We start from the raw sequence: 24,660 nt of genomic DNA on the forward strand, positions 1-24,660 counted from the left end.
GCTCGGCTTCGGCCGTGCGGGGCGCGCGGTGCGTTCGGGCTGTGCGTTCGCGCGGGACGCGAGGCGCGGGGCCGGGCTCAGGGGCGGCCGGGCCGGCCGGGTCCACCCGGTCCACCGGGGCCACCCAGCTCGGGGTGGGCCTTCGCGTACGCGCCGATCGTCGGCTGCATACGGCCCGACTTCGTCACGACGCTGACCTCGGGCCACGGGGCCGCAGGCAGCTCGCTCTCCGGCGTGGTGATCGCCAGGTCCAGGTGGTCCAGGTGGATGTGCAGGGAGGCCATCATCGGCAGTACGGCGTCGTCCTTGCCGAAGGGGCCGTAGGAGACCTTGAGCGCACCGTCGGTGAGTACGTAGGAGAGCGTGACGTCCGGCGACAGGGCCGGGTGCGTCGTCGTCCACCGGAAGGCCAGGGCGTGCGGGGGCTCGACCCGGGTCACCTTGCCCAGGGCGAACGCCTTGGCCTGCGGGTTGAGATGGGCGAAGACCGTGGCGCCCTCGCGCAGTTCGGGGAAGAACTCGACCGGGTGCTGCCACAGCACCAGCCGCGCCGGCTCGGTCAGCGCGGCCCAGACCGCCTCGGGCGCGTGGGACACGGGGCGCTCGAACTCGATCCACCGGCCCGCCTCGTCCTCCCGGACGACGCCGTCGGGGGCGGTGTGCGGGACCTCGTCCCCGGCCGGTGCGCCGGCGCCCGGACGGCCATCCGGACTTCCGCCCGGCCGGCCACCCGGCCGCTGACGGGCGGCCGGACCGAGCTGACGCGGGTCGAAGCTGTGGTACGTGACCTTGGACGGCGTCACACGGATCTGGAGGACGGTGACAGCCGCCTGCTCCTGGTCGGAGGGCGCCTCCGTGCCGCCCTCCCGCGCGTGCCCCTGGAGGAGCCGGGCCTTCTGGTCCTGCTGGAGTTCGTGGACGGTGGCCGTCCCCCGTACCTCCACGTAGCGCATGGGGGAGGCGGGGTCGATGATCAGGACGTTGACCCGGGGGTCGGCCCGAAGGTTCTTCAGCCGCTTCGCGCTCGGAGCGGTGTTCGTGACCAACTGGTCACCCTCCAGCACGACTCCGGAGACGACGGAGTGCGGACTGCCGTCGGGGAGCAGGGTGGTGAAGGTGGCCGGGGTTTTCGTACTGAGGAGAGCTGCGGCTTCTGGAGGAAACATGGTTACTCCCTGGGTGCGTGAATGGGCTCGGGGTGCGGGGCTCGGGGCGCGGGGATTCGTGAGGTCCGCGGGACCCGTGGGACCCGTGGGCACTGGGGGACCGCGCGATCCTCGGGTCTCGGGTCTCGGGTCGTTCGATCAGCCGGCCGGGGAAGCGGAAGAGGGCCCCTGAGGACGGAGGGGTACCGCTGCTCGGTCCGTCGAGTCTTGCATGTCAGTAGCCTCGTCCCGCAAAGCGGGAATGGGGGCGTGTGTCGCGTCGACCGTGTGTCTCAGGACGTCAGGGCCGCTGCGGGCCCTCAGGGAGCCTGGTGGGCGGCCTCGGCGAGGTCGCGCAGGTCCGGCAGGGCCGCCGCGATCCGTTCGACGGCACCGGGGCTGAGCGTGCTCAGCGCGGCCTCGACGTTGCGGTAGATCCCGGCGTTGACCTCTCGGCCCTCCGCGAGCATGCGAGGGGTGGGCCGCAACTGCGCCTGCCGCCGGTCGTCGGGATGGGGCGACCGCTCCAGCAGCCCGTCCTTCACCAACTGGGTCACCAGGGTGCTGACGTTGTTCGGCTGCATACGGAGCATCCCCGCCGCCTCCCGGACGCTGACCCCGGGCCTGTCGGTCACCAGCTGGAGCAGTTCCACCTGCGCCGGGGGGCGTACGTGCTCGCCGACCGGAGTCCGGGTGGCCTGCAGCAGTGTCCGGTGCAGGGTCCACACCAGGCGGGCGAGGTCGGTGGGGAGATCCTGGTGCGGCATGGGCCGGACTGTACCTCTTGGCCGTACGGGGCACACGGACGCCCGGTCAGGCGACGCAGATGCCGGGCATGGCCATCTTCTGGTACAGGACCGGGTAGGCGACCGAGCCCTCCGGCGGGAGGATGAGGGAGTCCGCGAAGTCCTGGCGGGCGAAGACCGCCTTGAGCGCGTCTCCCGACTCCCACACCGCGATGTTGGTGAGGGCCCTGCTGTCGCCGACGCCGCGGTAGAGCTGCGCCGAGATGAAGCCGGGCTGGGCCGTCATCACCTCACACTCCTTGGCCCACGCCGCGAGGCATGCCTCGACTCCCCCTTCGGGGGCGATGAAGGTGTTGATGACCGTGACGGGGCTGTCGTCCGACTGCTCGACCTGGGTGAAGAAGGGACAGCTCTCGTCGATGTTCCTGATCTCCATCATGGTGTTCTCTCCGTTCCGGGTGCTGGATGGGTGCTGGACAGTGCTGGACGGGTGCGCCGGGTGAGGGCGCGGGACACGTGGTGACGTGTCGTACGGTCGCCGCGTCGTCCGGCGCGCGTGCCGTGGAAGGGCCGGCGGGGAGGGCTCCGAATCGGGAGTGCTCCGGGTTCGGGAGGGCTCCGGAGTGAGGCACCCGCGCCGCGCCGTGATGCGACCGGCCGCTCGCGCGGGTCGCCTTCGACCGCCTCGTAATTGACTCTACTACTAGAGGTTATGAAACGCATCCCGTCGCAGGTCAAGACTTTTCGGGAGATCCGCCGAACCCGCGCGACTCCTCCTGGACGCAGGTGTTGAGCGTCTCGCCCAGCCCTTCGACGACCGTGCGCAGTACCTGTCCCTTCTGTAGGTAGACCTTGGGATCGCGGCCGTCCCCCACGCCGCCCGGCGTCCCCGTGCAGACCACGTCGCCCGGCAGGAGCGTGATGATCTCGCTCAGGTACACCACGATGTCCGCGATCCCGAAGAGCAGGTCGGAGGTGCGGGACCGCTGCATCACGACCCCGTCGACCTCGCAGCTGATCTCCAGGTCGGGCTCCCGGCCCCCGAACTCGTCGGCCGTGACCAGCTCCGGGCCGATCGGGGTGGTCGCCTCGAACGTCTTGCCCGCGAGGAACTCGCGGGTGCGGCGCTGGTAGTCGCGGACCGTCACGTCGTTGACCACCGTGTAGCCCGCGACGTACTCCAGAGCCCGCTCGTGCGTCACATGGCGCGCGGGCCGGCCGATCACGAAGCCCAGTTCCGCCTCCCAGTCGACACGGTCGCTCACGCGCGGCAGCACGATCGCGTCGCGCGCGCCGATCAGGGAGCCGTCGTACTTCGCGAAGAGCGTCGGGTACTTGGGGGTGTCACGCCCCATCTCCTCGATGTGCGAGGCGTAGTTCAGGCCCAGGCAGATGATCTTGTTCGGGTGTGGCACGAGGGGCGCGTAGTTGGCCTCCTCCACGGCGACCCGTCCCCACCGGCCGTCAATCGCCGTCCGCCGGTGATCGCGCCCCGAGGCGAGCAACTCGCCCACGTCGGGCTCGGGAAACAGGGTGTACGAGTCCCCGTCCAGGCGTGCAGCGAAGGTCTGTTCCCGTACCCGCAGTGTGGCGAGTCGCACGGTGCACCCCATCTTTCGTCGTTGACCTACCGCACAGGCGATCGTACGCTAGTAGCGATATGCAGGAAACATGTCCTGCAAAGCGAGACACGAGAGACGCGAGAGACGGGAAGAGGACGTGGCGATCACCAGCCTGGGTCACACGGGGCTCTGGGTGTACGACCTGGAGAAGATGCGCGACTTCTACGAGAGGGTGCTGGGGCTGACGGTCACCGACGCCGACGACGGGCTGGCGATCGTCTTCTTCAGCGCCCGGCCCGACGAGGAGCACCACGAGTTCGTCCTGCAGCGCGGCCGGACCGCCGCGATCGGCGACAAGCAGCAGCACCAGATCTCCTGGCGGGTGGAGACGCTGGAGGATCTGCGCGCCTTTCACGCGAGGTTCGCCGCGGAAGGCGTCGACGTCCAGCAGGAGGTGACCCACGGCAACGCCTTCGGCATCTACTTCTTCGACCCGGAGGGCAACCGCAACGAGGTCTATCTCCGCGTCGAGCGGGACGTCCGCCAGCCGTTCCGCAAGTCGATCGACTTCGGCCTCCCGGCGGAGGAGATCCACGCCGAGGCCGACCGGCTGCTCGCCGACGGGGAGAACCCCTACCAGCCGGTGCGGTAGTCCGCGCCGACCCGTGCGCGCCCCGGTCCCCGGGGCGATGGGGCCCGGTCTCGGGACCGTCGGAGCCCGGCCGGTTCCCGCGCGCCCCTGGTACGTTTCCCGCATGTCAGGAATCACACGGCGGGAGACAGGCGCCGCCCCCGCGTACCGCGGACGCAACTCCACGGCGGACCGGGCCCTGGACATCCTGCTCATGTTCACCGACGACCGGCTCGACCTCTCCGCCACGGAGGTCGCCACCCGTCTGGACGTCGCACGCTCCACCGCCTACCGGTACCTCCAGAGCCTCACCTCCAACGGCTTCCTGGAGGAGAGCGACGGCTCCGGCTTCCGGCTCGGCCCCCGCGTCATCGACCTCGCCCGGCTGGCCCGCAAGGGCGTCGGACTCTCCGACCTGGCCCGGCCCGTCATGCGGGAACTGGCGGAGCGCACCGGGGTGTCCGTCCTGCTCACCCGGCGCTCCGGCGCGGCCGTGGTCTGCCTGGAGCGGGAGGAGGCGAGCACGACCCTGCGCCTGTCCTACGAGCGCGGCCAGGTGCTGTCGGTCAACGCCGGCGCCGCCGCGCTCGCCCTGACCGCCTGGGCCCCGGCGGCGGAACTCGACGAGTTGCTGGCCGTTCCGCTGCCGCGCTACACCGACGCGACCCACACCGACCCCGACCTGCTGCGCGTGTATCTCACGGAGATCCGCGAACAGGGGTACGTCGTCGGCCGAGGTGAGCTGGACCCCGACGTCCTGGGGGTCGGCGCGCCCGTGACCGGGGAGCACGACCGCGTGGTGGCGGCGCTCAGCGTCGCCGCGCTCTCGCACCGCGTTCCCGACCGCGAGGTCCCGCGCTACGTCAAGGCGGTACGGGAGGCGGCGGCCGAACTGTCGGACCAGGTACGCCGCATGGGTGTCGGCTGACGACCGCCCCACTCGGCGGCCCACCCGTCGCCCACCCGCCGTCCGTCCGTCGCCGCCGGGTCCACCCCGCCCGGACCTACTCGTTGTGGGAACCCGTCATCAGGCCCGCCAGATCGTCCGGCCGGATGAACGAAGGCGGCGGGGGCGGACCCCAGTTGAACAGTCCCTTGGCGCCCTCGAACACCTCGGGCTTCCACAACTGGTCGTCGACCACGCAGTCCATGTCGGAGTAGTACTCGGAGAAGTTGCCGGCCGGGTCCTTCAGGTACCAGAAGAAGTTCGAGCCCGCGTGGTGGCGGCCCAGCCCCCACACATGACGTTCGGGGTGGTCCTCCAGCATCGTCATCGCGCCCCGCCCGATGTCGTCCACGTCGTCGACCTGCCAGGAGGTGTGGTGCAGGAAGGTCACGGGCGCGGCCAGCACCAGGACGTTGTGGTGGTCGGTCGAGCAGCGCAGGAAGGCCCCGAAGTCGCCCATCAGGTCCGAGACCTTCAGCCCGAGGCCGTCCCGGAAGAATCCGGTGGTCGCGGTGAAGTCGGTGGTGCCCAGGACGGCGTGCCCCAGCTTGCGCGGCCGGACGCGGTCGTCCCGCGACAGACCGGGCGCGCGCCGGTCGACGCGCTCGGTGCGGCCGGGTCCGTTGTAGGGCGTGGCGGTGGTCGCCGGCTGGCTTGTCCGCGGCTCGACCCGCAGAACGGCGCGCAGCCCGGTGATCTTCTCGATCGAGGTCAGGGCGGAGCCGTCCCGGTGGGCGTGGACGCCGAGCCGGGTCAGCCGCGCGGCGACCCGTTCGAGGTCGTCGGGGCTGTCCACGCCGATGGACAGCTCCACCAGTCGGCGGCTGGGCGCGTGGACGACCCGGAGTTGGCGTCCGCCGTCGCGGGTGCTCAGCCAGCCCCCGTCCTCGGGGGCGAGGCCGAACTCGGTGTAGTAGGAGATCGTTCGGGCGGGATCGGGAACGCCCATGACGACGGAGGACAGACGGTGCAGGGACATGTGGGACTCCCGGGTTCAGAGACTCGGCCGGTCGTGGAAGGTCTGGCGCAGTTCCCCGATGCCTTCGATCCAGCTGACCAGTGAGTCGTCGGCGGATATCCAGCGCTGTGGACTCCTACCCATGCCGACACCGGCGGGGGTGCCGGTGAAGACGAGGTCACCGGGGAGCAGCGGCAGGACCGCCGACAGCCGGGCGATCAGCGCGGGGACGGAGAAGACGAGGTCGTCGGTACGGCCCTTCTGTACCTCCTCGCCGTTCAGCGAACAGCCGAGCGCGAGGCTGTCGGGGTCGTCGATCGCATCGGGGGTGACCAGGTACGGGCCGGTGGGGGAGAAGCCGGGGAAGGACTTGGCGAGGCCGAACTGCGGTGCGGGCCCGGACAGTTGGCTGACGCGCTCGGAGATGTCCTGTCCGACGGTGAGGCCGGCGACGTACCGCCAGGCGTCCTCCTCCGTGACGTGGTGGGCCCGTTCGCCGATGACGGCGACCAGTTCCACCTCCCAGTCGGTGCGGCCGTCCGGCGGCAGCTCCACGTCGGTGACGGGACCGGTGATGCTGGAGACGTACTTGGGGAAGACCGGCGGCAGCGTGGTCGGGACCTCGAAGCCGGACTCGGCCGCGTGGGCACGGTAGTTGAGCCCGATCGCGAAGACCTGGCGGGGCCGCGGCGCGGGCGCGCCCAGTTCCTCGGGGGTGAAGGGACGTCCTTGCGGGAGTACGGCGGTGGCCTGCCAGTCGCGGAAGCCCGGCCAGTCCTGGTAGATGTCCTGCGGATCGGGCCCGAACCGGCCGTCGCTGGCCTGTTCGACGTCCACGGCCAGGCCCTCGTCGGTGACGAGGACGAGACGGCCGGAGAGATTGGCGGTGCGCACGTGTTGCTCCTGTTCGCCACGGGGGCAGGGACCCTCAGACGAGGGGGGTGATGGTTTCGTCGACGCCGAGCAGGGCTTTGCCGTACACCTCCAGGGCCACGGCCGGGTCGGTCATGGCGTGCCGGCCGGCGGTGTTGGCGTCCCGCCAGATCCGCTGGAGGGGGTTGGTCTCGGCGAAGGAGGCGGCGCCGTGGACGTTCAGCAGGATGTCGATCGCCTCCAGTACGTTCTGGACGGCCCGGCCGGTGTACGCGCGGACGCGGGCCCGCCGGGTGAAGTCCGGGTAGGCGCCGCGCCGTGCCGCCTCGTCGATGTCGGCCGCCGCCCGTTCGGCGAGGAGGGCGGCGGTGTCGATCCGCAGCGCGGCCTCGGCGATCCGCAGCTGTACGGCGACCGATTCGGCCTGGGTCTCGTAGAAGGTGTACGAGACGGGCTTCCGGCCCGCCTGTTCCGTCACGTACCGCAACGCGGCTCGGCCCAGGCCCAGTTGGGGACCGGCGAGCAACAGTGTGAGGAGCGGCACGAACGCCGAGCGGGACAGGACCTCGTCCTCGCGCTCCGTGGCCCGGTCGCCCCCGATCGCGGCGAGCACCGAGATGACGCGGTACTCGGGGACGAAGACGTCCTCGCCGATCAGGCAGTCGGCGGCGGCGCCCCGCAGGCCCGCCATGAGCCGGGTGTCCTCCAGGGACAGGTCCGCACGCGGTACGAGGGCCAGCCCCTGGTCGACCACCGTGCCGCCGGTGTCGTTCAGCGGGACGCCCAGGACGGCCCAGTCGGATCGCGCGGAGCCGAGGCCGGAGCCGGAGTCGCAGTACCAGCGGCCCGACACCCGCCAGCCGCCCTCGGCCCGGACGGTCGTGGAGGTGGGGGTGAGGACGCCGGTGACCCGGGCGCCCGGGTCGGCGCCGAACACCTCGTCCTGCGCCTTGGTGGGGAAGAGGCTGGTCAGCCAGTTGCACGCGGTGACGAGGGTGACGACCCAGGAGGCGGATCCGTCGCCCTCGGCGAGCGCGGCCGACACATCCAGCATGGTTCGCACGGACGACCGGTGGCCGCCGTAGCGCTCCGGGGTGGCGAGCCCGAACAGCCCGGCCTCGGCGATGGCGTCGATCACCTCGTCCGGCACCCGGCGGTCGGCCTCGGCTCCGGCGGCGTGCTCGCGCAGCAGCGGTCGCAGGGCCACGGCACGGGACAGGAGTTCCTCGTGCGTCAGTTCCTCGTGTGTCGTCGTCGTGCGTTCCCTGTCACCGAGGGCGACGGCCATCAGGACTCCATTCATAATGATGAATATAGTGATGCTGCACGGTGATTCCTTCGAGCGTCAAGAGGTGCGCGCCAAGAGGTGCGACGCTGTCCGCCACAATGAACGGACTGTTGGGTGGACGGCGGGCGGGAGCGGTTGTGGCGGCGCGAGGCGGAACGGACGGCCGGAGCGGGCGGGCGCGGGGGGCGGGCGAGCATCTCGACCCTCCGGCGCTGCGCCGGGCGGAGTGGGAGCAGGCGCCCGTGAAGTCGCGGGCGGAGGGGGCCGCCGAGTTCGTGGCGCACCTCGCCGCGAGCGTCGAAAGCGGTTCCCGGCTGGGCACCAAGGACGAACTGCGCGTGCGCTGCGGGGTGTCGGTGGGCACGTTCAACGAGGCGCTCCGGCTGCTGCTGGTGCGCGGAGTCGTGACGGTCCGACGGGGGTCCGGCGGCGGCCTGTTCGCCGCCGAGCAGAACCCCATGGTCCGTCTCGGCAACTCGGTCCTGGCCCTGGACGCCTCCGGGGCGGACGTGACCGAGGCCCTGCGCATCCGCAGGGTTCTGGAGCCGCTGCTCTGGCAGGACGCGCTCTGGCACGCCTCCCCGGCGGACGTCCGTGACCTGCGCGTCATCCTGGCGGAGATGCGGGAGGCGGCCGAGGCCGGCGACGCGGACATGTTCGTGGGAGCCAACTGGAGGCTGCACAAGCGGGTCGCGGATGTCGCGCCCCACGCGCTCCTGCGGTCGCTGTACACGAATCTCCTCGATCTCGTGGCGAGTCATACCGTGGGCGTCCAGCCCGGTGCGGGCGTGTCGCTCGACGAGTACGTCCTGGACCGCTTCAGGCGGCACGAGGCGATGGTGGACGCGCTCGACAAGCGGGACGAGGCGGCCCTGATGCGCCAGGTCGCCGAACACGACACCGAGGCCGACGAGGCGGTCAGGGGCTGACCGGAGTCGGTGGCCGGATCGGTGGCTGACCACCTGGTGGTCGGCCGCTGAGCTGTCCGGCCGCTGAGGTGTCCGGTCGGCGTCGGCCGCACCGTACGAACTGTTCCGTCCGTCCTGTGGTGACTTCCGCCGGGATAAGTCTAGCATTATAGGTCTAGTAGTAGAGTCAAATCGGCTCCTGCTTTCCCCGGCCCTCGCTTTCCGGTGGGTGGCCTCCTATGCTTCCCGACAAGCAGGACATGCTTCCTCATATTCAGGACAGAGGCAATGATGGACCCGACTCACCCCGGCCAAGAGCGCCCCGCCGAACCCCGTATCGACCGTTCCCTCACGCTGCATCTGCGCGGTGACTGGGGGACCGCGAACCTGCACCGCGTCTGCGGCTGGATGGCCCAGGAACTCGCCGACCGCTGCGGCCCGTACACCCGGATCGCCACCTGGAACAGCCGCGGCTTCAGCGACGCCGTCCACGCCGTCGGCCGCGGCGAGGTCCAGGTCGCGCTCACCACCCCGGTCGCGTTCGCCGTCGCCGCCCTCGACGGCCGGGGCGTCTACACCGACGAGCACCACCCCGGCCTGCGCGCCCTCGGCGTGATCCCACAGCGCGACCGCCTCGTCGTCGCCGTCCACAAGGACCTGGGGATCACCAGCTTCGCCCAACTGCGCGCCGAGAAGCCCGTCCTGCGGCTGGCCACGTCCGTCCACGACGGCGTCAACCACGTCGGACTCGCCGCGCACGAGATCCTCACCCGCTCGGGCGTCGACGTGACCGGCTGGGGAGGCGAACTGCTGGAGGACGAGCGGCCGTTCGAGTCCCTCGACCACGCCAGGGACGGCCGGGCGAACGCCATCGTCCACGAAGCGGTCATGCTGCCCGCCTGGCAGGACATCGGCCGCGCGTTCAACTTCCTGCCCGTGGAGGACGAGGTGCTGGACGGACTGCGGACCGACTTCGGCTGGCCCGACGCGTACGTCGACGACGGCTGGTTCGCCGGCCAGGACGGCTTCCGCACCCTCGACTTCTCCGACTTCCTGATCCTCACCCGGGACGACCTCCCCGAGGACGTCGCCTACGCCATCGCCTGGGTGCTGGGGGAGACCCGCCATCTCATCGAGGGGCAGTACCGCCACCTGCCGCCCGAGCGCAGCCCCATCACCTATCCGCTGGACCCCGCCACCATGGGCCGGTCACCCGTACCCCTGCACCCCGGAGCCGCCCGCTACTACGACGCGCTGCCCCCGTCATGACCCCAGGCCAGGCCCAGCGGCTCACCGTCGAGGCGTCCCACGCCCTGGCCGCCGCCGGACAGGGCGACATGGTCTGGGGCCACGCCGCCGTACGGGATCCACAGGGACGGGGCATCTGGATCAAGGCCCCGGGCTGGGGTCTGGAAGAGGTACGGGAGGACCGCCTCCAGCTCGTCCACTGGGACGCCACAGTCCTGCGCGGCACCGGCACCCCGCACAAGGAGTGCCAGATCCATCTGCAACTCCTCGCCGCGTCGCCCGAGTTGGTCTGCACCGTGCACACCCACGCGCCGGCCGCCGTCGCGTTCGCCGCCCTCGGGACCCGGCTGCTCCCGCTCTCCCACGAGGGCGCCCTCTTCGGCGGCGAGGACGTACCCCGCTTCCGGGCCACCGGCGCCCTCGTCAGCACCCCTCAGCTCGGCAAGGCACTCGCCACCGATCTGGGAACGGCGCCCGCCGCGCTCCTTCCCAAGCACGGCCTGGTCGGCGCGGGCCGCACCGTGCCGAGCGCCGTCATGCACGCCGTCCTGCTGGAGCGCGCCTGCGCCGCACAGCTCCGGGCCGCGGCGGCGGGCACGGTCCGCATCCACTCCGGCCGGGCCGAGGCCCGCGCCAAACGCGCCGAGTGCTGGCCCGACAGCCAGTTGGAGGCCGGCTGGCACTACCTCCTGCGCCGCGCCGCCGGCACCCTCCCGCCCCCCTGAACCCCGCCCCCCGAACCTCCGTCTCCCGTAAGGACCCGCACCATGACCGACCGGAACAGCGCCACCCCGCGCGACGACGACTGGACCACCGTGGCCACCGCCGACGGACCCATGCGCGTCTACACGGCCCGCCCCCCGTCCCCCGCGCACCGGGCAGTGATCGTGCTCCAAGAGGCGTTCGGGGTCAACGAGCACATCCAGGACATCACCCGCCGCTACGCCGCGCGCGGCTTCCTGGCCGTGGCCCCCGACCTCTTCCACCGCAACGGTGTCGGCACGCTCGACTACCGGCAGCACGCCGAGGCCATGCCCCTGATCGGGGCGATCGGACCGGACGACATCGTCACCGACGTCCGGGCCGTCCTCCACCACCTGGAGTCGGCGGAGGGCATCGCCGCCCGCCGGACCGCCGTCAACGGCTTCTGCTTCGGGGGCCGGGCCGCCTTCACCGCCGCCACAGGCATCGGCGGACTGGGCGCCGTCGTCGTGTTCTACGGCCCCGGCATCGCCGCCGGACCGCATGCCGTCGTGGACCGCGCCGACCGGATCGACGCCCCCGTCCTGCTGCACGTCGGCTCGGCGGACCCCACCATCCCCGCCGACCAGGTCATCGCCGTCGACCGGGCTCTCACCGCCGCCGGAGCGGACTTCGAGAGCCACGTCTACCCCGGCGCCGGCCACGCGTTCGCCTGCGACGCCCGGCCGCACATGTACGTCGAGGACAGCGCCCGTATCGCCTGGCAGCGCACCCACGACTTCCTCGACCGGCACCTGCCCGACGGCGCCTGACCCGCCCGCACCGACGCCCGCGCGGACCCGCACCCGCCCGCGCACTCACTGCTGAGGACCCGCACCCACGACCGCAAGGAAGGGAAACGTCATGCCGACCGTCACCGAAGTACTCACCACCGCGTTCTCCGAACAGACCGACGTGCACCTCGAACGCGACGAACGCCTGCTGCTCTCACCCCCGCACCCCAACCCGTTCCCGGTGAAGCTGTGGAGCGACCACGAGCCACTGGGCGTCGTACACCACCCGCAGGAGTACGAGGCCGTGCCGTTCGCCCCGCCGCGCGGTGTCTACGAGAGCGCCCAGGTCCGCGTCGAGTGGCAGACCATGGACAACCGCCAGCCCTTCTACCACCGCAACTGCGACGTCGACGAGATCTCGTACCAGATCGCGGGCGACCGCACACTCATGACCGAACTCGGCGTGGTGGAGCACCGGCCCGGTGAGTTCTCCCGTATCCCCCGAGGGGTCGCCCACGACAACTACGGCCGCCGCGAGAGCCATCTGCTGTTCTACTCGCCCGCCCCGGTCACCGAGGAGACGGAACCCGCGCGCCGGTCCGAGGCCGTGCGACCGCCCTTCCCCGGCTGGGAACCCGGCGACCGCAACGAGGCCATCACCCAGTGCATGGGCACCCCCGGCCACGACATCACCGTGGCACCCGTCGACGAACGGCAGCTCCTCGACCACGTCCACCGGGACGAGCGGCGGCTCAGCGTCCTGGCGCTCCCGGACGCGCCCGACACGACCTGGCTCTACCGCTCCGACACCTTCCGGCTCGGCACCGTACGGCAGTTGCCCGGCGCGCCGCGCGTCTACCGCCGCACTCTCGACGCCGACGAGATCCAGTACCAGATCAGCGGCCGGCGCACCCTCGTCACCCAGCGCGGGACCGTCGAGCTGGACCCCGGCGACTTCGTCCGCGTCCCGCTCGGCATCGCGCACACCAGCCTGTGCGCCGCGGGGGAGAGCCGCCATCTCGCCCTCCAGTCCGACCGGGACCTGCCGCAGATCGGACAGACCACCAGGACCGCCGCGTACCTCTCGCCCGGCGATCTCACAGACCTGCTCGCCTGACCCCCTCGGCCAGGAACCTGTTCCCCCTCGATCGGGAACCTGCCCCCCTCGGCCAGGAACCCGACCCCTTCGACCAGGAGCCGCACATGACCGCCATGCTCGCCGCGCGTGCCCAACAGGGCTCCGACGCGCTGCACCTGCACAAGATCGCCGTCCCCGAGCCCGGCCCCACGGAGGTCCTGATCCGGGTCGCCGCCGCCGGACTCGCCCCCGGCATGATGACCCTGCTGGCCCAGGGCGCCTTCAGACATCTGCCGACCACCCTCGGGCACGAGGCCGCGGGGACCGTCGCCGCCGTCGGCGCCGAGGTCACCACCGTCGCCCCCGGCGCCCGCGTCCGGGTCCACCCCAACCTCAACTGCCTTACGTGCGGCCACTGCCGGTCCGACCGCGACATGATGTGTTCGCAGCAGGCCATGATCGGACACGCCGCCTTCGGCGACGTTCCCATGCCGCTGTACGAGCGCTACCACGACGGCGGCCTCGCGGAGTACCTGCGCGTGCCGCACTGGCTGGTCGACCCGCTGCCCGGCCATGTCTCCTTCGACGTCGGAGCGAAGGTCCACGATCTCGCCAACGCCGTCCGCGCCCTGAAGTGCGCCGAACTGCCCCTGGGAGCCACCCTGGTGGTCACCGCCGCCACCGGCACCATGGGCACCGCCACCATCAGTCTCGCCCGCCACTTCGGGGTCTCCCGACTGATCCTCGTCGGCCGCAGCGCCGAACGTCTCGACGCCGTACGCGGTCTCGCGGACGGCGTCGAGACGCACACGGTCGCGCTGGAGGAACTGCCGCCGAACTGGCCCGCCGAACGCGGACTGACCCGGGCGATCCGCGCCCTCGCCCCGCACGGCGCCGACGCGGTCGTCGACTACATACCGGACGGGCCGGCGACCGTACAGGCGCTGGCCTCCCTCGCCACCGGCGGAACCCTCGTACACATGGGCGCCAACAGGACCCCGCTGACGGTGCCGCCCGCGGCGGTCATGGTGAACTGCTGGCGCGTCGTGGGGACCCGCTCCTGCACCCGTACCGACGCGCAGGAAGTCCTCGACCTGCTCGCACGCGGCGGCCTGCGCGCCGAGGGCCTCATCACCCACCGCTACCCGCTGACCGAGGCCCACGAGGCGGTCGCCGCACTCCAGAGCCGCACCGAGCCGATCTGGATGGCGGTGGTCAACCCGTGACGGCGGCGGCCCCCCGCGCGCCCGTCCTCGTCGTCGGCGGCGGCCCGGTCGGCCTCACCGCCGCCAACCTCCTGGTGGCGCGGGGCGTGCCCGTCGTCCTGGTCGAGCGCAACTCCGCCACCAGCGACGAGGCCAAGGCCATCAGCCTGGACGACGAGTCGCTGCGCACCCTCCAGCCGGGCGGCCTCGCCCAGCGGGTGCTCGACATCGTCGTCCCCGGCACCGGCACCCGCTACTACGACCGGCGGGGGCGCCCCCTCTTCCACGCCCGGGGGCCGCGCCCGTACCGCCTCGGCCACCCGTTCAAGAACCAGTTCGCCCAGCCCGAACTGGAGAAGATCCTCCTCGACGGACTGAAGTCGCACCCGCTGGCCGACGTCCGGTTCGCCACCGAACTGCGCACCGTGCGGGAGCGGGCCGACGGCCGCGGCGTCACCGCCGGACTGGCGGCGACCGGCGGCGACGACGGTACCGAACCCCTCGACGCCTCCTGGCTCCTGGCGTGCGACGGCGCCCGCTCCACCGTGCGCGAACTGTGCGAGATCGGGATGACCGGGACCAGCCACCAGCAGGTGTGGCTGGTGGCCGACCTGACGGGGGACGAGCACGACGAGCGCTACGGCATGCACCGGGGCACTCCCGACCGGCCCACCGTGATCGTGCCCGGCCGGGGTGGACGCTGCCGCTACGAGTTCCTCCTGCACCCCGGCGAGGGGGAGAAGGGGACCACTCCCCGGTTCGAGACGCTGCGCCGGCTCGTCGCCCCGTACCGGACACTCGACGAGGACCAGGTCGAGCGCAGCACCACGTACACCTTCAACGCCGTCGTCGCCGACCACTGGCGCCAGGGACATGTACTGCTGCTGGGCGACGCCGCGCACATGATGCCGCCGTTCGCCGGGCAGGGCCTCAACTCGGGGATCCGGGACGCCGCGAATCTCGTGTGGAAGGTCGAACGGGTCTGGCACGGGACCGCCGCGGAGAGCCTCCTCGACACCTACGCGGCGGAGCGACGGCAGCACGTCACGGCGGTGGTCGGATACTCCGAACGGCTCGGCGACATCGTCATGACCACCTCACCGGCCCGCGCCCTCGTACGGGACCTGACGGTCCGTGCGCTGCTACGGGTGCCGGCCGGGCGGGACTACCTCACCGGGATGCGGTTCCGGCCCGTCGCCCGGCACCCGGCGGGGCTCGTCGTCGGGGACCACCCACTGACCGGCACCCAGCTGCCGCAGCCCCTGGTCCTTGTCCCGCCGAGTCTGCGCCCGCGCCTCCTGGACGAGGTGCTGGGGGAGTCGTACGCCCTGCTGGGCGTGGACGTGCCGGAGACGGCCTGGGCCCGCTTCGACACCGGCGACTGGCCCGAACACGCGCTGGACGTACGGCGCGTGGACGTCCTCCTCGGCGACCGGCTGCCCCCGGCCGGCGGCAGCCGGGCCGCCGTCGCGGACGCCGACCGCGGCCTGGAGGAGGCCCTCCGCGCCGCCCGCAACCGCTTCGTCCTGGTCAAGCCCGACCGCTACATCGCCGCCGTCATGGGTCCGGACGACATTCCCGCGGTCGCGGCGGCCCTCCGGAGAGTCCTGCCGGCGGCCGGTGGCGAGGGCGGACCGCACTGACCCTCGGTCACTGTCGTGTCGCGAATATCGAGAGTACTATCCCGAATAGCAGGACAGCATGCCCCGGAGCGAACCACTGTCCGCCCCGGGGCTCCGCCCAGATTCCCCACGCACCCGCGCACCCGCGCGCGTCGCCGTCCCGAGGAGATTCGCTGTGTTCTCTGAAGAAGTCGTGGCCCTGCTCAGCAAGCGCGTCACCGGAGTGATCACCACGCTGCTCCCCGACGGCAGCCCGCACTCCGTCATCGCCGGCGTGGTCATCGAGGGCGACGAACTCGTCTCCCACACCGGCCCCGGTGCCTACCGTCTGCGAAACCTCCGCGCCGACCCGCGCATCAACATCCTGGCGATCGACCCCGAGACCCCCATGCGCTACGTGGAGGTGCGCGGGACCGCCGTCATCGAGGAGACCAAGGGTGCCGAACTGGTCCAGACGTTCAAGGACCACGCCGAGAAGTACGACCTGCCGGAGGAGGCGGGCAAGGTCGAGGCCGAGGCGACGGTCGTCAAGATCCGCGTCACGCCGAAGAAGATCGGCTACCACGAGCTGGACCCCAGCCGCATGGGCCCCGAGAGGCTCCAGAACCGCCGCCCCTAGAGGCGCGCCCCCAACGAGCGGGCCGGCTACGTGGCAAGCGCGTCGGCCGGACGCGCCACGCGGGGCATGAGCGTGGAGATGAGAACGCCGAGGGCCGCCATGGCGGTGAGGACGTAGTAGCCGTTGGTGAAGGCCGCGTCCTGGTAGAAGGCGGTCCCGTTCAGGACGTTGGACTCGTTCGACATCACGACGAACACCAACTGGAGCCCCAGGATGGCGATGACGGCGCCGAGCATGCCGCTCAGCCCGTTGGCGGGGGCCTGGTCGTCGGGCCCGACCACCGACACGATCATCGCGTTCGAGGTGCCCTGGACGACGCCGGTGCCGACGGCGACCACGATGCCGGTCAGGATGATCTCGGTGGTGGTGCGGTGGTACAGCGCGCACAGGAACAGCCCGGCGGTCAGCGTCAGACTGCCCGTGAGCCACACCGCGCGAGGCGGTATCGCGCGCAGCGCGTACCCGGTCAGCAGTCCCGCCGCGATCCAGGCCAGCGCGGCCGGGATGCCGATCAGCGCCAGGTGCGTGAGGCTCCAGCCCAGGCTCGCGGAGACGTGCGGGATCGCGGGGAACAGCGCCAGGAACGTCAGGACCGTGGGGGCGATGTTGGAGGTGCCGACGAGGAGCGCCGGCCCCGTCAGCACGGTGGACACCGACCGGCGGCCCAGGATCCGGACGTCGAAGATGGGCCGTGGTGTGCGGAGTTCGACCCTCACGAAGAGGGCGAACAGTACGCCGCCCCCGATCAGGCAGCCCAGGACGCCCGCGCTGGTCCAGCCCCAGTCCCCGCCCATGCCGACGCCGACGGCCACGAGGGCGGTCCCGGTGCCCATGAGGACTCCGCCCAGCCAGTCCAGCCCGGCCAGGGTGCCGCGTATCGGTGTCTCCGGGATCGCGGCGACGCACACGACGGAGAGCACGGTGACTCCGGCCATCGTCCACAGCACGCTGCGCCAGCCGAAGTGGTCCATCAGCAGGCCCGCCACGAGTGGGGACGCCAGGGAGGCGCCGCCCATGACGGCACCGATGACGGTGTACACGTTCGCCACGCGCTCTCGCGGGAAGAGGTCGCGCACGGAGGCGAGGACCAGCGCGGCGACCGGCCCGTAGAAGCCCGCCAGTGCGCGGCCGGCGAGCATGACCGTGTAGTTCGGGGACAGCGCCACGATCACGTCACCGACCAGGCCGACGACGATCAGCACGAGCATGACCTTGCGCTTGCCGTAGATCTGGCCGAACCGCATGGCGAACGGTGTGATCGCCAAGGTCACGATGAACAGCGTCACGACGAACCAGGCGATGTGCGTCGTACGGAAGTGCTGGGCCACGGCCGCCTGTGTGTTGCCGCTCATGGTGCCCACGATCGCGATGACCTGGGCGGGCCAGGTCACGGCGGCGAGGAGATACAGATAGCGCCCGCGGGACATCGGCGGGGGCTCCTCGGAGACGGTTTCGGGCGCTCTGACTGTGGTCATGGTGCGGCTCCTGTTGGCTGAGGGGAGGTCTCACTCGCGAGCCGTGAAGTACCCGGGCAGGCTGTTCATCATGATGATTACAGCGAGATTGCATGTGGCCTGCACAGGCAGTCAAGAGGCGCGTAACCAATCATTATGATGTTTGCCGATGCGGGGTGATCGCAGGGGTGGTCCCGGCCCGTGGCCCGACCCGCCCGGCCGCGCGTCGCGGCAGCCACGTACAGCGGCTGCCGTACGTCCAAGGGCCTGCTGAGAGACGACGACGATGACATCGCCGCGGATGAAGCATGGGGACACATTCCCTGGGGCTGCCTCCGGCCTCCGCCGGCCGGCCCCGAACGGGGCGCCGCCCTGTTGCCCCGATCCCGACAGGAGAGCTTTCTTCGTGGCTACCTTTCTCTACCGACTGGGTCATCTCGCGTTCCGGAGACGACGATGGGTGGCGTTGATATGGGTGGCGATCCTGGCCGCCACCGCCTTCGCCGCGGTCAAGGCCCCGGCGGCGCCCGAGGACGGGTTCGCGATGCCGGGCACGGAGTCCCAGAAGGCGTTCGACCTGCTGGACCAGCGCTTCCCCTCGGGCAACTCCGAGGGCGCCGACGCCCGCCTCGTCTTCGTCGCGCCGGACGGCCAGAAGATCACCGCGACGCCGTACAAGGACTCCGTCGACGAGGCCGTCACCGCGGTGGCCGACGGCGGACAGGTCGCGACCGCCCTCAACCCGTTCGAGGCGCACGCGGTGAGCGAGGACGGTACGACGGCGTACTCCGGCATCACCTACAACGCGAAGGCCGAAGACCTCACCGACGCCACGAAGAAGGTGCTCACCGACGCGGCCGACGAGGCACATGAGGCGGGGCTGACCGTCGAGATCGGCGGCTCCGCGCTGGGGGTCGCGCCCGAGTTCGGCGGGACCACCGAGATCATCGGCGTGGCCATCGCCGCCGTCGTACTGCTCGTCACCTTCGGGTCACTCGTGGCGGCGGGTCTGCCGCTGCTCACGGCGCTGCTGAGCATCGGCGTCGGCGTGGCCGGGATCGTCGCCGTCGGCCTCTCCACGACGACCACCACCCTCGCCCTGATGCTGGGGCTGGCGGTGGGCATCGACTACGCCGTGTTCATCGTCTCGCGCTACGCCTCCGAACGAGCCGCGGGCCACAGCCCCCCGGAGGCGGCGGCCCGCGCCACGGGTACGGCCGGCTCCGCCGTGGTGTTCGCGGGTCTCACCGTTGTCATCGCGCTCGCGGGACTGTCGGTGGTGGGTGTTCCCACGCTCACCAAGATGGGCCTGGCCGCGGCCGCCACGGTGGTCGTCGCCGTACTGATCGCGGTGACCCTGGTGCCCGCGGTCCTGGGCTTCGCGCCGAAGGCGGTCCTGCCCCGCAAGGTCCGCAAAGCTCGACCGGGCCGGGACGGTCACGACGTCGGAGCGTCGAGCACCCCGGCCTCAGGGGGTACGGAGCCGCCCCGCGCGGCCAAGGCGAATCTGGGCACGCGCTGGGCCCGCTTCGTGGTGGGCCGGCCCCTGCCGGTGCTTCTCCTGAGCATCGTGGGTCTGGGGATACTCGCGGTACCCACCCTCGATCTGCGCCTCGGCCTGCCCGGTGACGAGGCGCAGCCCACCTCGACCACCCAGCGCCGTGCCTACGACGCCCTGGCGGAAGGCTTCGGGCCGGGCTGCAACGGCCCCCTGACCGTGGTCGTCGACGCGAAGGGCGCACAGGCTCCGAAGGAGGCGGCGCAGGAGGTCGCCGAGAAGCTGGCCGCGACCGACGGTGTCGTCTCCGTGTCGCCCCCCATGTTCAACAAGTCCGGTGACACCGCGATCATCAGCGCCACCCCCTCCACCGGCCCCAGCGAGGCCGGGACCAAGGATCTCGTCCACACCCTCCGCGGGGAACGGGCCGGCCTGAAGGCCGACACCGGGGCGACCATGCTCGTCACCGGCACCACCGCGGTCAACATCGATGTGTCGCAGAAACTCACCGACGCGCTGGTGCCCTATCTGGTGGTCGTGGTGAGCCTGGCCTTCCTGCTGCTGATGATCGTCTTCCGATCCGTCCTCGTACCGCTGAAGGCCGCTCTGGGCTTCCTGCTCTCCGTGGCCGCGTCGTTCGGAGTGATCGTCGCGATCTTCCAGTGGGGCTGGCTGGCCGACCTCGTCGGTGTCGAACAGACCGGTCCCGTGATGAGCATGATGCCGATCTTCCTGATCGGCGTGGTCTTCGGCCTCGCCATGGACTACGAGGTCTTCCTCGTGACCCGGATGCGTGAGGCGTACATTCACGGTGAAAGGCCGGGGCAGGCCATCGTCACCGGATTCCGGCACAGCGCACGCGTCGTCGTCGCGGCCGCCGTCATCATGATCGCCGTCTTCGCCGGATTCATCGGGTCCGGAGAATCCCTCATCAAGATGATGGGCGTGGGACTCGCCTCCGCCATCTTCTTCGACGCGTTCGTCGTCCGTATGACCATCGTCCCCGCCGTCCTGGCCCTTCTGGGCGACAAGGCGTGGTGGATGCCGCGCTGGCTGGACAAGATCGTGCCCAACGTGGACGTGGAAGGCGAGGCGCTGGGCCAGGGACAGTCCGGCCGGGCCGGGCCGGGACACCTGGACGAGCAGGACCGCGAAGCGGTTCACGTCTGAGAGTCCGGTACGCGAGCGGGAGGTCCACGCGTGTGGCGACACGCGTGGGCCTCCTCCCGGACGGACCCGGCGCTCTCCATCGCCGACGATGGTCGGACCTGAGGAGGAAGAGTCCAGTATGACCACCGATCGGTACTATCCGGACAGGCGTCGGCCCACCAGGGGCGACTGCCTTCTCGCCCTCGCTCTGTACGGTGTCTCGGTCGCCGGGCTCTCCATGACCGACGAACTGGGTCCGTCCGGCCTCGCACTCATGGCGGCCGGGTGCACCATGCTGGTCTGGCACCGGGCCCGCCCCCGGACGGTGGTCGTGCTGGCCACCCTGTGCACCGTCGCCGTGGGAATCCTGGGCGGCGAGTTCAGCCCGCTGCTGATGGCCCCGGTGCTCGCAGCCGTCTATCTCCTGCCCCAGCGGGTCGAGCGACGTACGGCCCAGCTCTTCACGCTCGCCGCCGTGAGCCTGCTGCTGATCACGTCGCTGACGTTCGGGACGGGAGGAATCCTGGGCCATGAACGGCTCGGCTTCGCCCCATGGGTGTTTCTCGCCGTCGCCATCGGCGACGCGGTCCGCAACCGACGTGACTATGTGAGCGCGGTGGAGGCGCGGGCCGAACTGGCCGAGCGCACGCGCGAAGAAGAGGCGCGGCAGCGGGTCGGCGAGGAACGTATGAGAATCGCCCGCGACCTGCACGACGTCATCGCCCACCACATCGCGCTCGCCCACGCCCAGGCCGGCACCGCCGCCCACCTGCTGCGCAGCAACCCCGGCCAGGCCCAGCGCCTGCTGGATCACCTCACGGACACCACGTCCTCGGCGCTACGGGAACTGAAGGCGACCCTCGGCCTGCTGCGCCGGCCCGACCACCCGGACGCTCCCCTTGAACCCGCCCCCGGACTGGCCCAACTGCCCGACCTGGTCGCCGCGTTCGAGAAAGCGGGACTGGAGGTCACCGTCTCCCGGCAGGGGACGGCGGAGCCCCTTTCCCCCGGCGTCGATCTGACGGCCTACCGAGTCATCCAGGAATCGCTCACCAACGTGGCCAAACACGCGGGCACCGGCGAGGCCGCCGTACAGCTGGACTACTCCCGCCGATGCCTCACGATCACCGTCTCCGACGACGGACAGCCGATCGAACCGGCGGACCGCACCCCCGGCTACGGACTGATCGGCATGCGGGAACGGGCCCGCTCCGCCGGCGGACACCTCCTCGCGGGCCGTCGTCCGCAGGGCGGATTCGAAGTGACCATGGAACTGCCCCTGCGGAACAACCATCCGGACCGGAGCGGCGGGCCCGACGAGGAAAGCGTGGAGCCGTGACCATCCGGGTAGTACTGGCGGACGACCAGGCCCTGCTTCTCGGGACCTTTCGACTACTGATCGATTCCTGCGACGACATGGAAGTGGTCGCGGTCGCGGGCGACGGGAACGAAGCCGTCGCGGCGGTACGGGCCACCCGCCCCGACGTGATCGTGATGGACATCCGCATGCCCGGCCTCGACGGCCTCGCGGCGACCGCCGAGATCTGCCGGGACGACACACTGCGCGACACCAAGGTCCTGATCCTCACGACCTTCGAGACGGACGAGTACGTCGCCCAGGCCCTGCGCGCCGGCGCCGGCGGATTCCTCGGCAAGGACGTCGAATCGGGCGCGTTCCTCGACGCCATCCGTACGGTGGCGGCCGGCGACGCACTGCTGTCCCCCTCGGCGGCCCGCTCCCTGATCAGCGACTTCCTGGCCCGCCCGGCCCGCGGCCGGCCGGGCTCCGCCGCGGCAGCCCTGGAGGTCCTCACCGCACGCGAACGCGAGGTCACGGCCCACGTGGCGGCCGGCCTCTCCAACGACGAGATCGCCGCACAGCTCTACGTCAGCCCCCTGACGGTCCGCACCCACGTCCACCGCGCCATAGCCAAACTGAACGCCCGCGACCGCGCCCAACTGGTAGTCATCGCTTACCAGTCGGGCCTGGTCCAACCATGAACGCCTGACGCCGGCCGCGGTCACACACCAACGAGGGCCGCTGCCCCGACCATGGGGCAGCGGCCCTCGTGCGTCCTCGGGCCAAGTGGCCGGACTTCGCGGTTTAGATGTCGAAGTACAGCTCGATAAGCCTCCTGAAGTGCATAGATCCTCTGGTGAGGAGCTGGCCGGTGCACAACCGGTGCACATGGCGGGGAAGGGAAGGGCTCTGCCTGGGCCTGCCGTCGTCCAGGGCACCCGTAGTCGGGTTGCGGCCTGTGTGACGTCGGCCTGCCAGTCGCGCCGACAGGCAGGCGAGCCCCACCCTCCGGGAACTCTCGGAGCCCGCTACTGGGCGGCCTTGGCGCATGGTGAGTCACTGTCAGGGACGATCTTGATGCGGGCGTCCTCCAGACGGATGCTTGTGTTTTGGTTGGCGGCGGGGTCCCAGAACTCGAGCCGGTCACCGGATTGCCCAAAGATCACCACCGGAATGCTACGGGGAGGCGAGGCTCCGTAGTACGGCGCTTCGCGGGAGGTTGGCTCCACGCACGCGTACTCGGCGCTGACGCCGAAGTAGTCCGGGATGTCGTGGCCGGCCGTGGCGAGCGCGCGATTCTCCGCGCCACTGTTCGCCGCCGTGTGGAGGATGAGCAGGCTGAACGCCATGCTCATGCCTAGACCAAGGGTCACCGCAGGGGCCCAGGACAGCCATGGCCCTTGAACTCGCAGGGAGGGGGCGAGGAATCGCATCCACCCCAGGTAGGCAACCGGCAGCAGTGCCGTTGCGACGAATACGCATAGCACCCAGAGTCCCGCCTGAATGTTGCCCAGCCCGTCGCTTCCGAGAGTGGGGCGCACGCCGAACGGCGACAAATACGCTCGCTGGACGAGTGCCCCGAGCCATGGCACCAGGGGAACCGCGAGGGGCACGGCCAGCGGGACCAGCCACGGAAGCGCGCGGTGAGTGGGGGTGCGCCGCGCCGCCAGAAGGGTTCCGCCCAGCAGATAGCTCCCGGCCAGGGCCACGAGCGGACCGCCAACTTGTGGGTCGTCCAAGCCGACCGCGGGCCAGAGCCCGGCACCGAGCAAGAGGATCGCCGTCGCGGTGAAGACGAGCGCCAAGACTGCCAGGACGTGCCAGCTTCGAGACACCGAGGGGCTGCCGACCTCGTGGACCTCTGGGTCCAGCCGCCGCAGTGCCAGCGGGTGGTGCGAGAACTCGGCCCGAGCGGCTCGTCGTGTACGCGCCAGGCGACGCGGTCGGGGCTCGTCGAGCCCGGTCGGGACGCGGACCAGCCGGACAGTGCCCGCATGCGGATCGTGCCCGCCGGTCCTGATGGCCAGGTGGAGCGCGTGGCTGATCCGTCGACTCAGCGGTCTCCGCTTGCCCCGCAGGTGCCATTCGATCTGTGGTCGCTGGACTCGCTCAACAAGGTAGGCGTCGCGACAGTGCAGGGAGAGCTCAGCATTCTGGGCCAGCGTGTCGAGGGTGGCGACCGCCTGTTCGACCGCTGTCTCGCGAACCGCGCGGATGCGGATCTCAAGCACGCGCAGCGTCCAGCTCGCGTCCGTGGTTACCGTGGTCTCCCCGGCCAATGCCTCGCGTATGGGCCAGCCCATCACGTCGCAGACCTGCTGGAGCAGGTCCAGTTCCTCAGGGTGGTCTAGGACCTCCGCGACGATGCGGATACGCCGGTTGAAGGGCAGCCCGGCCGGGCTCGCAGGCCCCGGGTCCGGCTGGGGGGCGGAACTCTGCCGGGCCGGGCCCGGTCCGGAAATCGGAGTGCTCATAGGTGGATTCTGCCGTCACAGCCACTGCGCACCTGCGGGCCGTGACCCGTCGGCGCCCCCACCCGTCTCGCGCGGCGGTTGCTCGCACATCTGGAAATGGCATTACGCCGTGAGCCGGGGTCTCGGTGGAGCTAAGAGAGCAGGAACGGAGTTCGTCGTTTGCTGTCTCGACACGAACCTCAATGCGCCGGTGGTCTCCCAACAGGTGCACTCGGGGCGTAGCGGTGCTCGCATTGGTCGGCGGGTCCGAAGCCCACCAGGACGCACCTGTTCGCAGAGTCTCGGGTGTCCGGACGCCGGGACCGTACTCCGCCGCGGTGCGCTTGTCCCGCCAGGAACGGTGTGGTGTGGGTCAAGTGGTTGGATTCGGCGGGCGAACTCTGAGAATTTCGAGGTCCCTTCTCGATTTACCTGCGTCGCCTTGTTGGATGGCACAAGATGAGAGGCATCGTTGTCGGTCCTGCTGGCGGGACCGCTAAGC

The 24,660-nt window shown here is 71.0% G+C and carries 22 protein-coding genes; 13 read left to right on the forward strand and 9 right to left on the reverse strand.

Features of this window, described 5'->3' with window-relative positions; genetic code table 11:
- Nucleotides 1–77: 77 nt before the first annotated feature.
- The 4 genes from ACFUN8_RS21515 to ACFUN8_RS21530 form a co-directional block, all read right to left on the reverse strand.
- Nucleotides 78–1,166: a pyridoxamine 5'-phosphate oxidase family protein gene (locus ACFUN8_RS21515; RefSeq protein WP_383639915.1), complete on the reverse strand. Its 1,089-nt coding sequence runs from the start codon at nucleotides 1,164–1,166 to the stop codon at nucleotides 78–80.
- A 299-nt stretch (nucleotides 1,167–1,465) separates the two neighbouring features.
- Nucleotides 1,466–1,912, reverse strand: coding sequence for a MarR family winged helix-turn-helix transcriptional regulator (locus tag ACFUN8_RS21520; RefSeq protein ID WP_383639918.1), 447 nt, complete (start codon nucleotides 1,910–1,912; stop codon nucleotides 1,466–1,468).
- Between the two features lie 46 nt (nucleotides 1,913–1,958).
- Entirely contained in the window at nucleotides 1,959–2,330 is a 372-nt protein-coding gene (locus tag ACFUN8_RS21525) for an antibiotic biosynthesis monooxygenase family protein (protein WP_382559711.1), read from the reverse strand.
- A 295-nt stretch (nucleotides 2,331–2,625) separates the two neighbouring features.
- Entirely contained in the window at nucleotides 2,626–3,492 is an 867-nt protein-coding gene (locus ACFUN8_RS21530) for a fumarylacetoacetate hydrolase family protein (protein WP_383639921.1), read from the reverse strand.
- Nucleotides 3,493–3,610: 118 nt separating this feature from the next.
- Here ACFUN8_RS21530 and ACFUN8_RS21535 point away from each other — a divergent pair, with 118 nt between their 5' ends.
- Complete coding sequence (locus ACFUN8_RS21535; RefSeq protein WP_383639924.1) at nucleotides 3,611–4,105, forward strand: VOC family protein; 495 nt, start codon at nucleotides 3,611–3,613, stop codon at nucleotides 4,103–4,105.
- 103 nt (nucleotides 4,106–4,208) lie between these two features.
- The gene (locus tag ACFUN8_RS21540; RefSeq protein WP_383639927.1) at nucleotides 4,209–5,012 is read left to right on the forward strand and encodes an IclR family transcriptional regulator; all 804 of its coding nucleotides are present in this window, start codon (nucleotides 4,209–4,211) and stop codon (nucleotides 5,010–5,012) included.
- A gap of 76 nt (nucleotides 5,013–5,088) precedes the next feature.
- Here the strand turns inward: ACFUN8_RS21540 and ACFUN8_RS21545 are convergent, their stop codons facing one another.
- Genes ACFUN8_RS21545 through ACFUN8_RS21555 form a run of 3 tightly spaced genes read right to left on the reverse strand, consistent with a single transcriptional unit; the run spans nucleotide 5,089 to nucleotide 8,164 of the window.
- On the reverse strand, nucleotides 5,089–6,009 hold the full coding sequence (locus ACFUN8_RS21545) for a VOC family protein (RefSeq protein ID WP_383639930.1): 921 nt from the start codon (nucleotides 6,007–6,009) through the stop codon (nucleotides 5,089–5,091).
- Nucleotides 6,010–6,024: 15 nt separating this feature from the next.
- Complete coding sequence (locus ACFUN8_RS21550; protein ID WP_383639933.1) at nucleotides 6,025–6,882, reverse strand: fumarylacetoacetate hydrolase family protein; 858 nt, start codon at nucleotides 6,880–6,882, stop codon at nucleotides 6,025–6,027.
- Nucleotides 6,883–6,916: 34 nt separating this feature from the next.
- Nucleotides 6,917–8,164: an acyl-CoA dehydrogenase family protein gene (locus ACFUN8_RS21555; RefSeq protein WP_383639935.1), complete on the reverse strand. Its 1,248-nt coding sequence runs from the start codon at nucleotides 8,162–8,164 to the stop codon at nucleotides 6,917–6,919.
- Nucleotides 8,165–8,286: 122 nt separating this feature from the next.
- On the opposite strand from ACFUN8_RS21555, the gene ACFUN8_RS21560 reads away from it, so the two are divergent.
- The 8 genes from ACFUN8_RS21560 (at nucleotide 8,287) to ACFUN8_RS21595 (ending at nucleotide 16,304) form a co-directional block, all read left to right on the forward strand.
- Nucleotides 8,287–9,078: a FadR/GntR family transcriptional regulator gene (locus ACFUN8_RS21560; protein ID WP_383639938.1), complete on the forward strand. Its 792-nt coding sequence runs from the start codon at nucleotides 8,287–8,289 to the stop codon at nucleotides 9,076–9,078.
- Between the two features lie 267 nt (nucleotides 9,079–9,345).
- On the forward strand, nucleotides 9,346–10,326 hold the full coding sequence (locus ACFUN8_RS21565; RefSeq protein WP_383639941.1) for a TAXI family TRAP transporter solute-binding subunit: 981 nt from the start codon (nucleotides 9,346–9,348) through the stop codon (nucleotides 10,324–10,326).
- Complete coding sequence (locus ACFUN8_RS21570) at nucleotides 10,323–11,030, forward strand: class II aldolase/adducin family protein (RefSeq protein WP_383639944.1); 708 nt, start codon at nucleotides 10,323–10,325, stop codon at nucleotides 11,028–11,030. The genes ACFUN8_RS21565 and ACFUN8_RS21570 overlap by 4 nt, the downstream gene beginning before the upstream one ends.
- Before the next feature lie 42 nt (nucleotides 11,031–11,072).
- Complete coding sequence (locus ACFUN8_RS21575; protein ID WP_383639947.1) at nucleotides 11,073–11,819, forward strand: dienelactone hydrolase family protein; 747 nt, start codon at nucleotides 11,073–11,075, stop codon at nucleotides 11,817–11,819.
- Nucleotides 11,820–11,910: 91 nt separating this feature from the next.
- Nucleotides 11,911–12,897: a hypothetical protein gene (locus ACFUN8_RS21580; RefSeq protein ID WP_383639950.1), complete on the forward strand. Its 987-nt coding sequence runs from the start codon at nucleotides 11,911–11,913 to the stop codon at nucleotides 12,895–12,897.
- Nucleotides 12,898–12,983: 86 nt separating this feature from the next.
- Nucleotides 12,984–14,084 carry an alcohol dehydrogenase catalytic domain-containing protein gene (locus tag ACFUN8_RS21585; protein ID WP_383639953.1) on the forward strand — a complete coding sequence of 367 codons (1,101 nt, stop codon included), beginning with the start codon at nucleotides 12,984–12,986 and terminating at the stop codon, nucleotides 14,082–14,084.
- Nucleotides 14,081–15,706, forward strand: coding sequence for an FAD-dependent monooxygenase (locus ACFUN8_RS21590; protein ID WP_383639955.1), 1,626 nt, complete (start codon nucleotides 14,081–14,083; stop codon nucleotides 15,704–15,706). The genes ACFUN8_RS21585 and ACFUN8_RS21590 overlap by 4 nt, the downstream gene beginning before the upstream one ends.
- Before the next feature lie 154 nt (nucleotides 15,707–15,860).
- Nucleotides 15,861–16,304 carry a TIGR03618 family F420-dependent PPOX class oxidoreductase gene (locus ACFUN8_RS21595; protein WP_383639958.1) on the forward strand — a complete coding sequence of 148 codons (444 nt, stop codon included), beginning with the start codon at nucleotides 15,861–15,863 and terminating at the stop codon, nucleotides 16,302–16,304.
- A gap of 26 nt (nucleotides 16,305–16,330) precedes the next feature.
- On the opposite strand, the gene ACFUN8_RS21600 is transcribed toward ACFUN8_RS21595, so the two are convergent.
- Nucleotides 16,331–17,779 carry an MFS transporter gene (locus ACFUN8_RS21600; RefSeq protein ID WP_383639961.1) on the reverse strand — a complete coding sequence of 483 codons (1,449 nt, stop codon included), beginning with the start codon at nucleotides 17,777–17,779 and terminating at the stop codon, nucleotides 16,331–16,333.
- Nucleotides 17,780–18,164: 385 nt separating this feature from the next.
- Here ACFUN8_RS21600 and ACFUN8_RS21605 point away from each other — a divergent pair, with 385 nt between their 5' ends.
- From ACFUN8_RS21605 to ACFUN8_RS21615, 3 genes are all read left to right on the forward strand, one after another.
- The gene (locus ACFUN8_RS21605; protein ID WP_383639964.1) at nucleotides 18,165–20,426 is read left to right on the forward strand and encodes an MMPL family transporter; all 2,262 of its coding nucleotides are present in this window, start codon (nucleotides 18,165–18,167) and stop codon (nucleotides 20,424–20,426) included.
- Between the two features lie 118 nt (nucleotides 20,427–20,544).
- Nucleotides 20,545–21,744 carry a sensor histidine kinase gene (locus tag ACFUN8_RS21610; protein ID WP_383639967.1) on the forward strand — a complete coding sequence of 400 codons (1,200 nt, stop codon included), beginning with the start codon at nucleotides 20,545–20,547 and terminating at the stop codon, nucleotides 21,742–21,744.
- Nucleotides 21,741–22,406 (forward strand): response regulator, encoded by a 666-nt coding sequence (locus ACFUN8_RS21615; RefSeq protein ID WP_383639970.1) that lies wholly within the window; start codon nucleotides 21,741–21,743, stop codon nucleotides 22,404–22,406. The genes ACFUN8_RS21610 and ACFUN8_RS21615 overlap by 4 nt, the downstream gene beginning before the upstream one ends.
- Nucleotides 22,407–22,733: 327 nt before the next feature.
- On the opposite strand, the gene ACFUN8_RS21620 is transcribed toward ACFUN8_RS21615, so the two are convergent.
- Nucleotides 22,734–24,179 carry a hypothetical protein gene (locus ACFUN8_RS21620; RefSeq protein WP_383639973.1) on the reverse strand — a complete coding sequence of 482 codons (1,446 nt, stop codon included), beginning with the start codon at nucleotides 24,177–24,179 and terminating at the stop codon, nucleotides 22,734–22,736.
- Nucleotides 24,180–24,660 lie beyond the last annotated feature (481 nt).

This window comes from Streptomyces sp. NPDC057307, from assembly GCF_042667665.1.
In the GTDB taxonomy this organism is placed as follows: domain Bacteria; phylum Actinomycetota; class Actinomycetes; order Streptomycetales; family Streptomycetaceae; genus Streptomyces.

What these genes read in the sequence shown, in the direction of transcription:
- ACFUN8_RS21515 (WP_383639915.1), bottom strand. Translation starts at nt 1,166, where the DNA reads ATGTTTCCTCCAGAAGCCGCAGCTCTCCTCAGTACGAAAACCCCGGCC.
- ACFUN8_RS21520 (WP_383639918.1), bottom strand. Translation starts at nt 1,912, where the DNA reads ATGCCGCACCAGGATCTCCCCACCGACCTCGCCCGCCTGGTGTGGACC.
- ACFUN8_RS21525 (WP_382559711.1), bottom strand. Translation starts at nt 2,330, where the DNA reads ATGATGGAGATCAGGAACATCGACGAGAGCTGTCCCTTCTTCACCCAG.
- ACFUN8_RS21540 (WP_383639927.1), top strand. Translation starts at nt 4,209, where the DNA reads ATGTCAGGAATCACACGGCGGGAGACAGGCGCCGCCCCCGCGTACCGC.
- ACFUN8_RS21545 (WP_383639930.1), bottom strand. Translation starts at nt 6,009, where the DNA reads ATGTCCCTGCACCGTCTGTCCTCCGTCGTCATGGGCGTTCCCGATCCC.
- ACFUN8_RS21555 (WP_383639935.1), bottom strand. Translation starts at nt 8,164, where the DNA reads ATGAATGGAGTCCTGATGGCCGTCGCCCTCGGTGACAGGGAACGCACG.
- ACFUN8_RS21565 (WP_383639941.1), top strand. Translation starts at nt 9,346, where the DNA reads ATGATGGACCCGACTCACCCCGGCCAAGAGCGCCCCGCCGAACCCCGT.
- ACFUN8_RS21570 (WP_383639944.1), top strand. Translation starts at nt 10,323, where the DNA reads ATGACCCCAGGCCAGGCCCAGCGGCTCACCGTCGAGGCGTCCCACGCC.
- ACFUN8_RS21575 (WP_383639947.1), top strand. Translation starts at nt 11,073, where the DNA reads ATGACCGACCGGAACAGCGCCACCCCGCGCGACGACGACTGGACCACC.
- ACFUN8_RS21580 (WP_383639950.1), top strand. Translation starts at nt 11,911, where the DNA reads ATGCCGACCGTCACCGAAGTACTCACCACCGCGTTCTCCGAACAGACC.
- ACFUN8_RS21585 (WP_383639953.1), top strand. Translation starts at nt 12,984, where the DNA reads ATGACCGCCATGCTCGCCGCGCGTGCCCAACAGGGCTCCGACGCGCTG.
- ACFUN8_RS21600 (WP_383639961.1), bottom strand. Translation starts at nt 17,779, where the DNA reads ATGACCACAGTCAGAGCGCCCGAAACCGTCTCCGAGGAGCCCCCGCCG.
- ACFUN8_RS21610 (WP_383639967.1), top strand. Translation starts at nt 20,545, where the DNA reads ATGACCACCGATCGGTACTATCCGGACAGGCGTCGGCCCACCAGGGGC.
- ACFUN8_RS21620 (WP_383639973.1), bottom strand. Translation starts at nt 24,179, where the DNA reads ATGAGCACTCCGATTTCCGGACCGGGCCCGGCCCGGCAGAGTTCCGCC.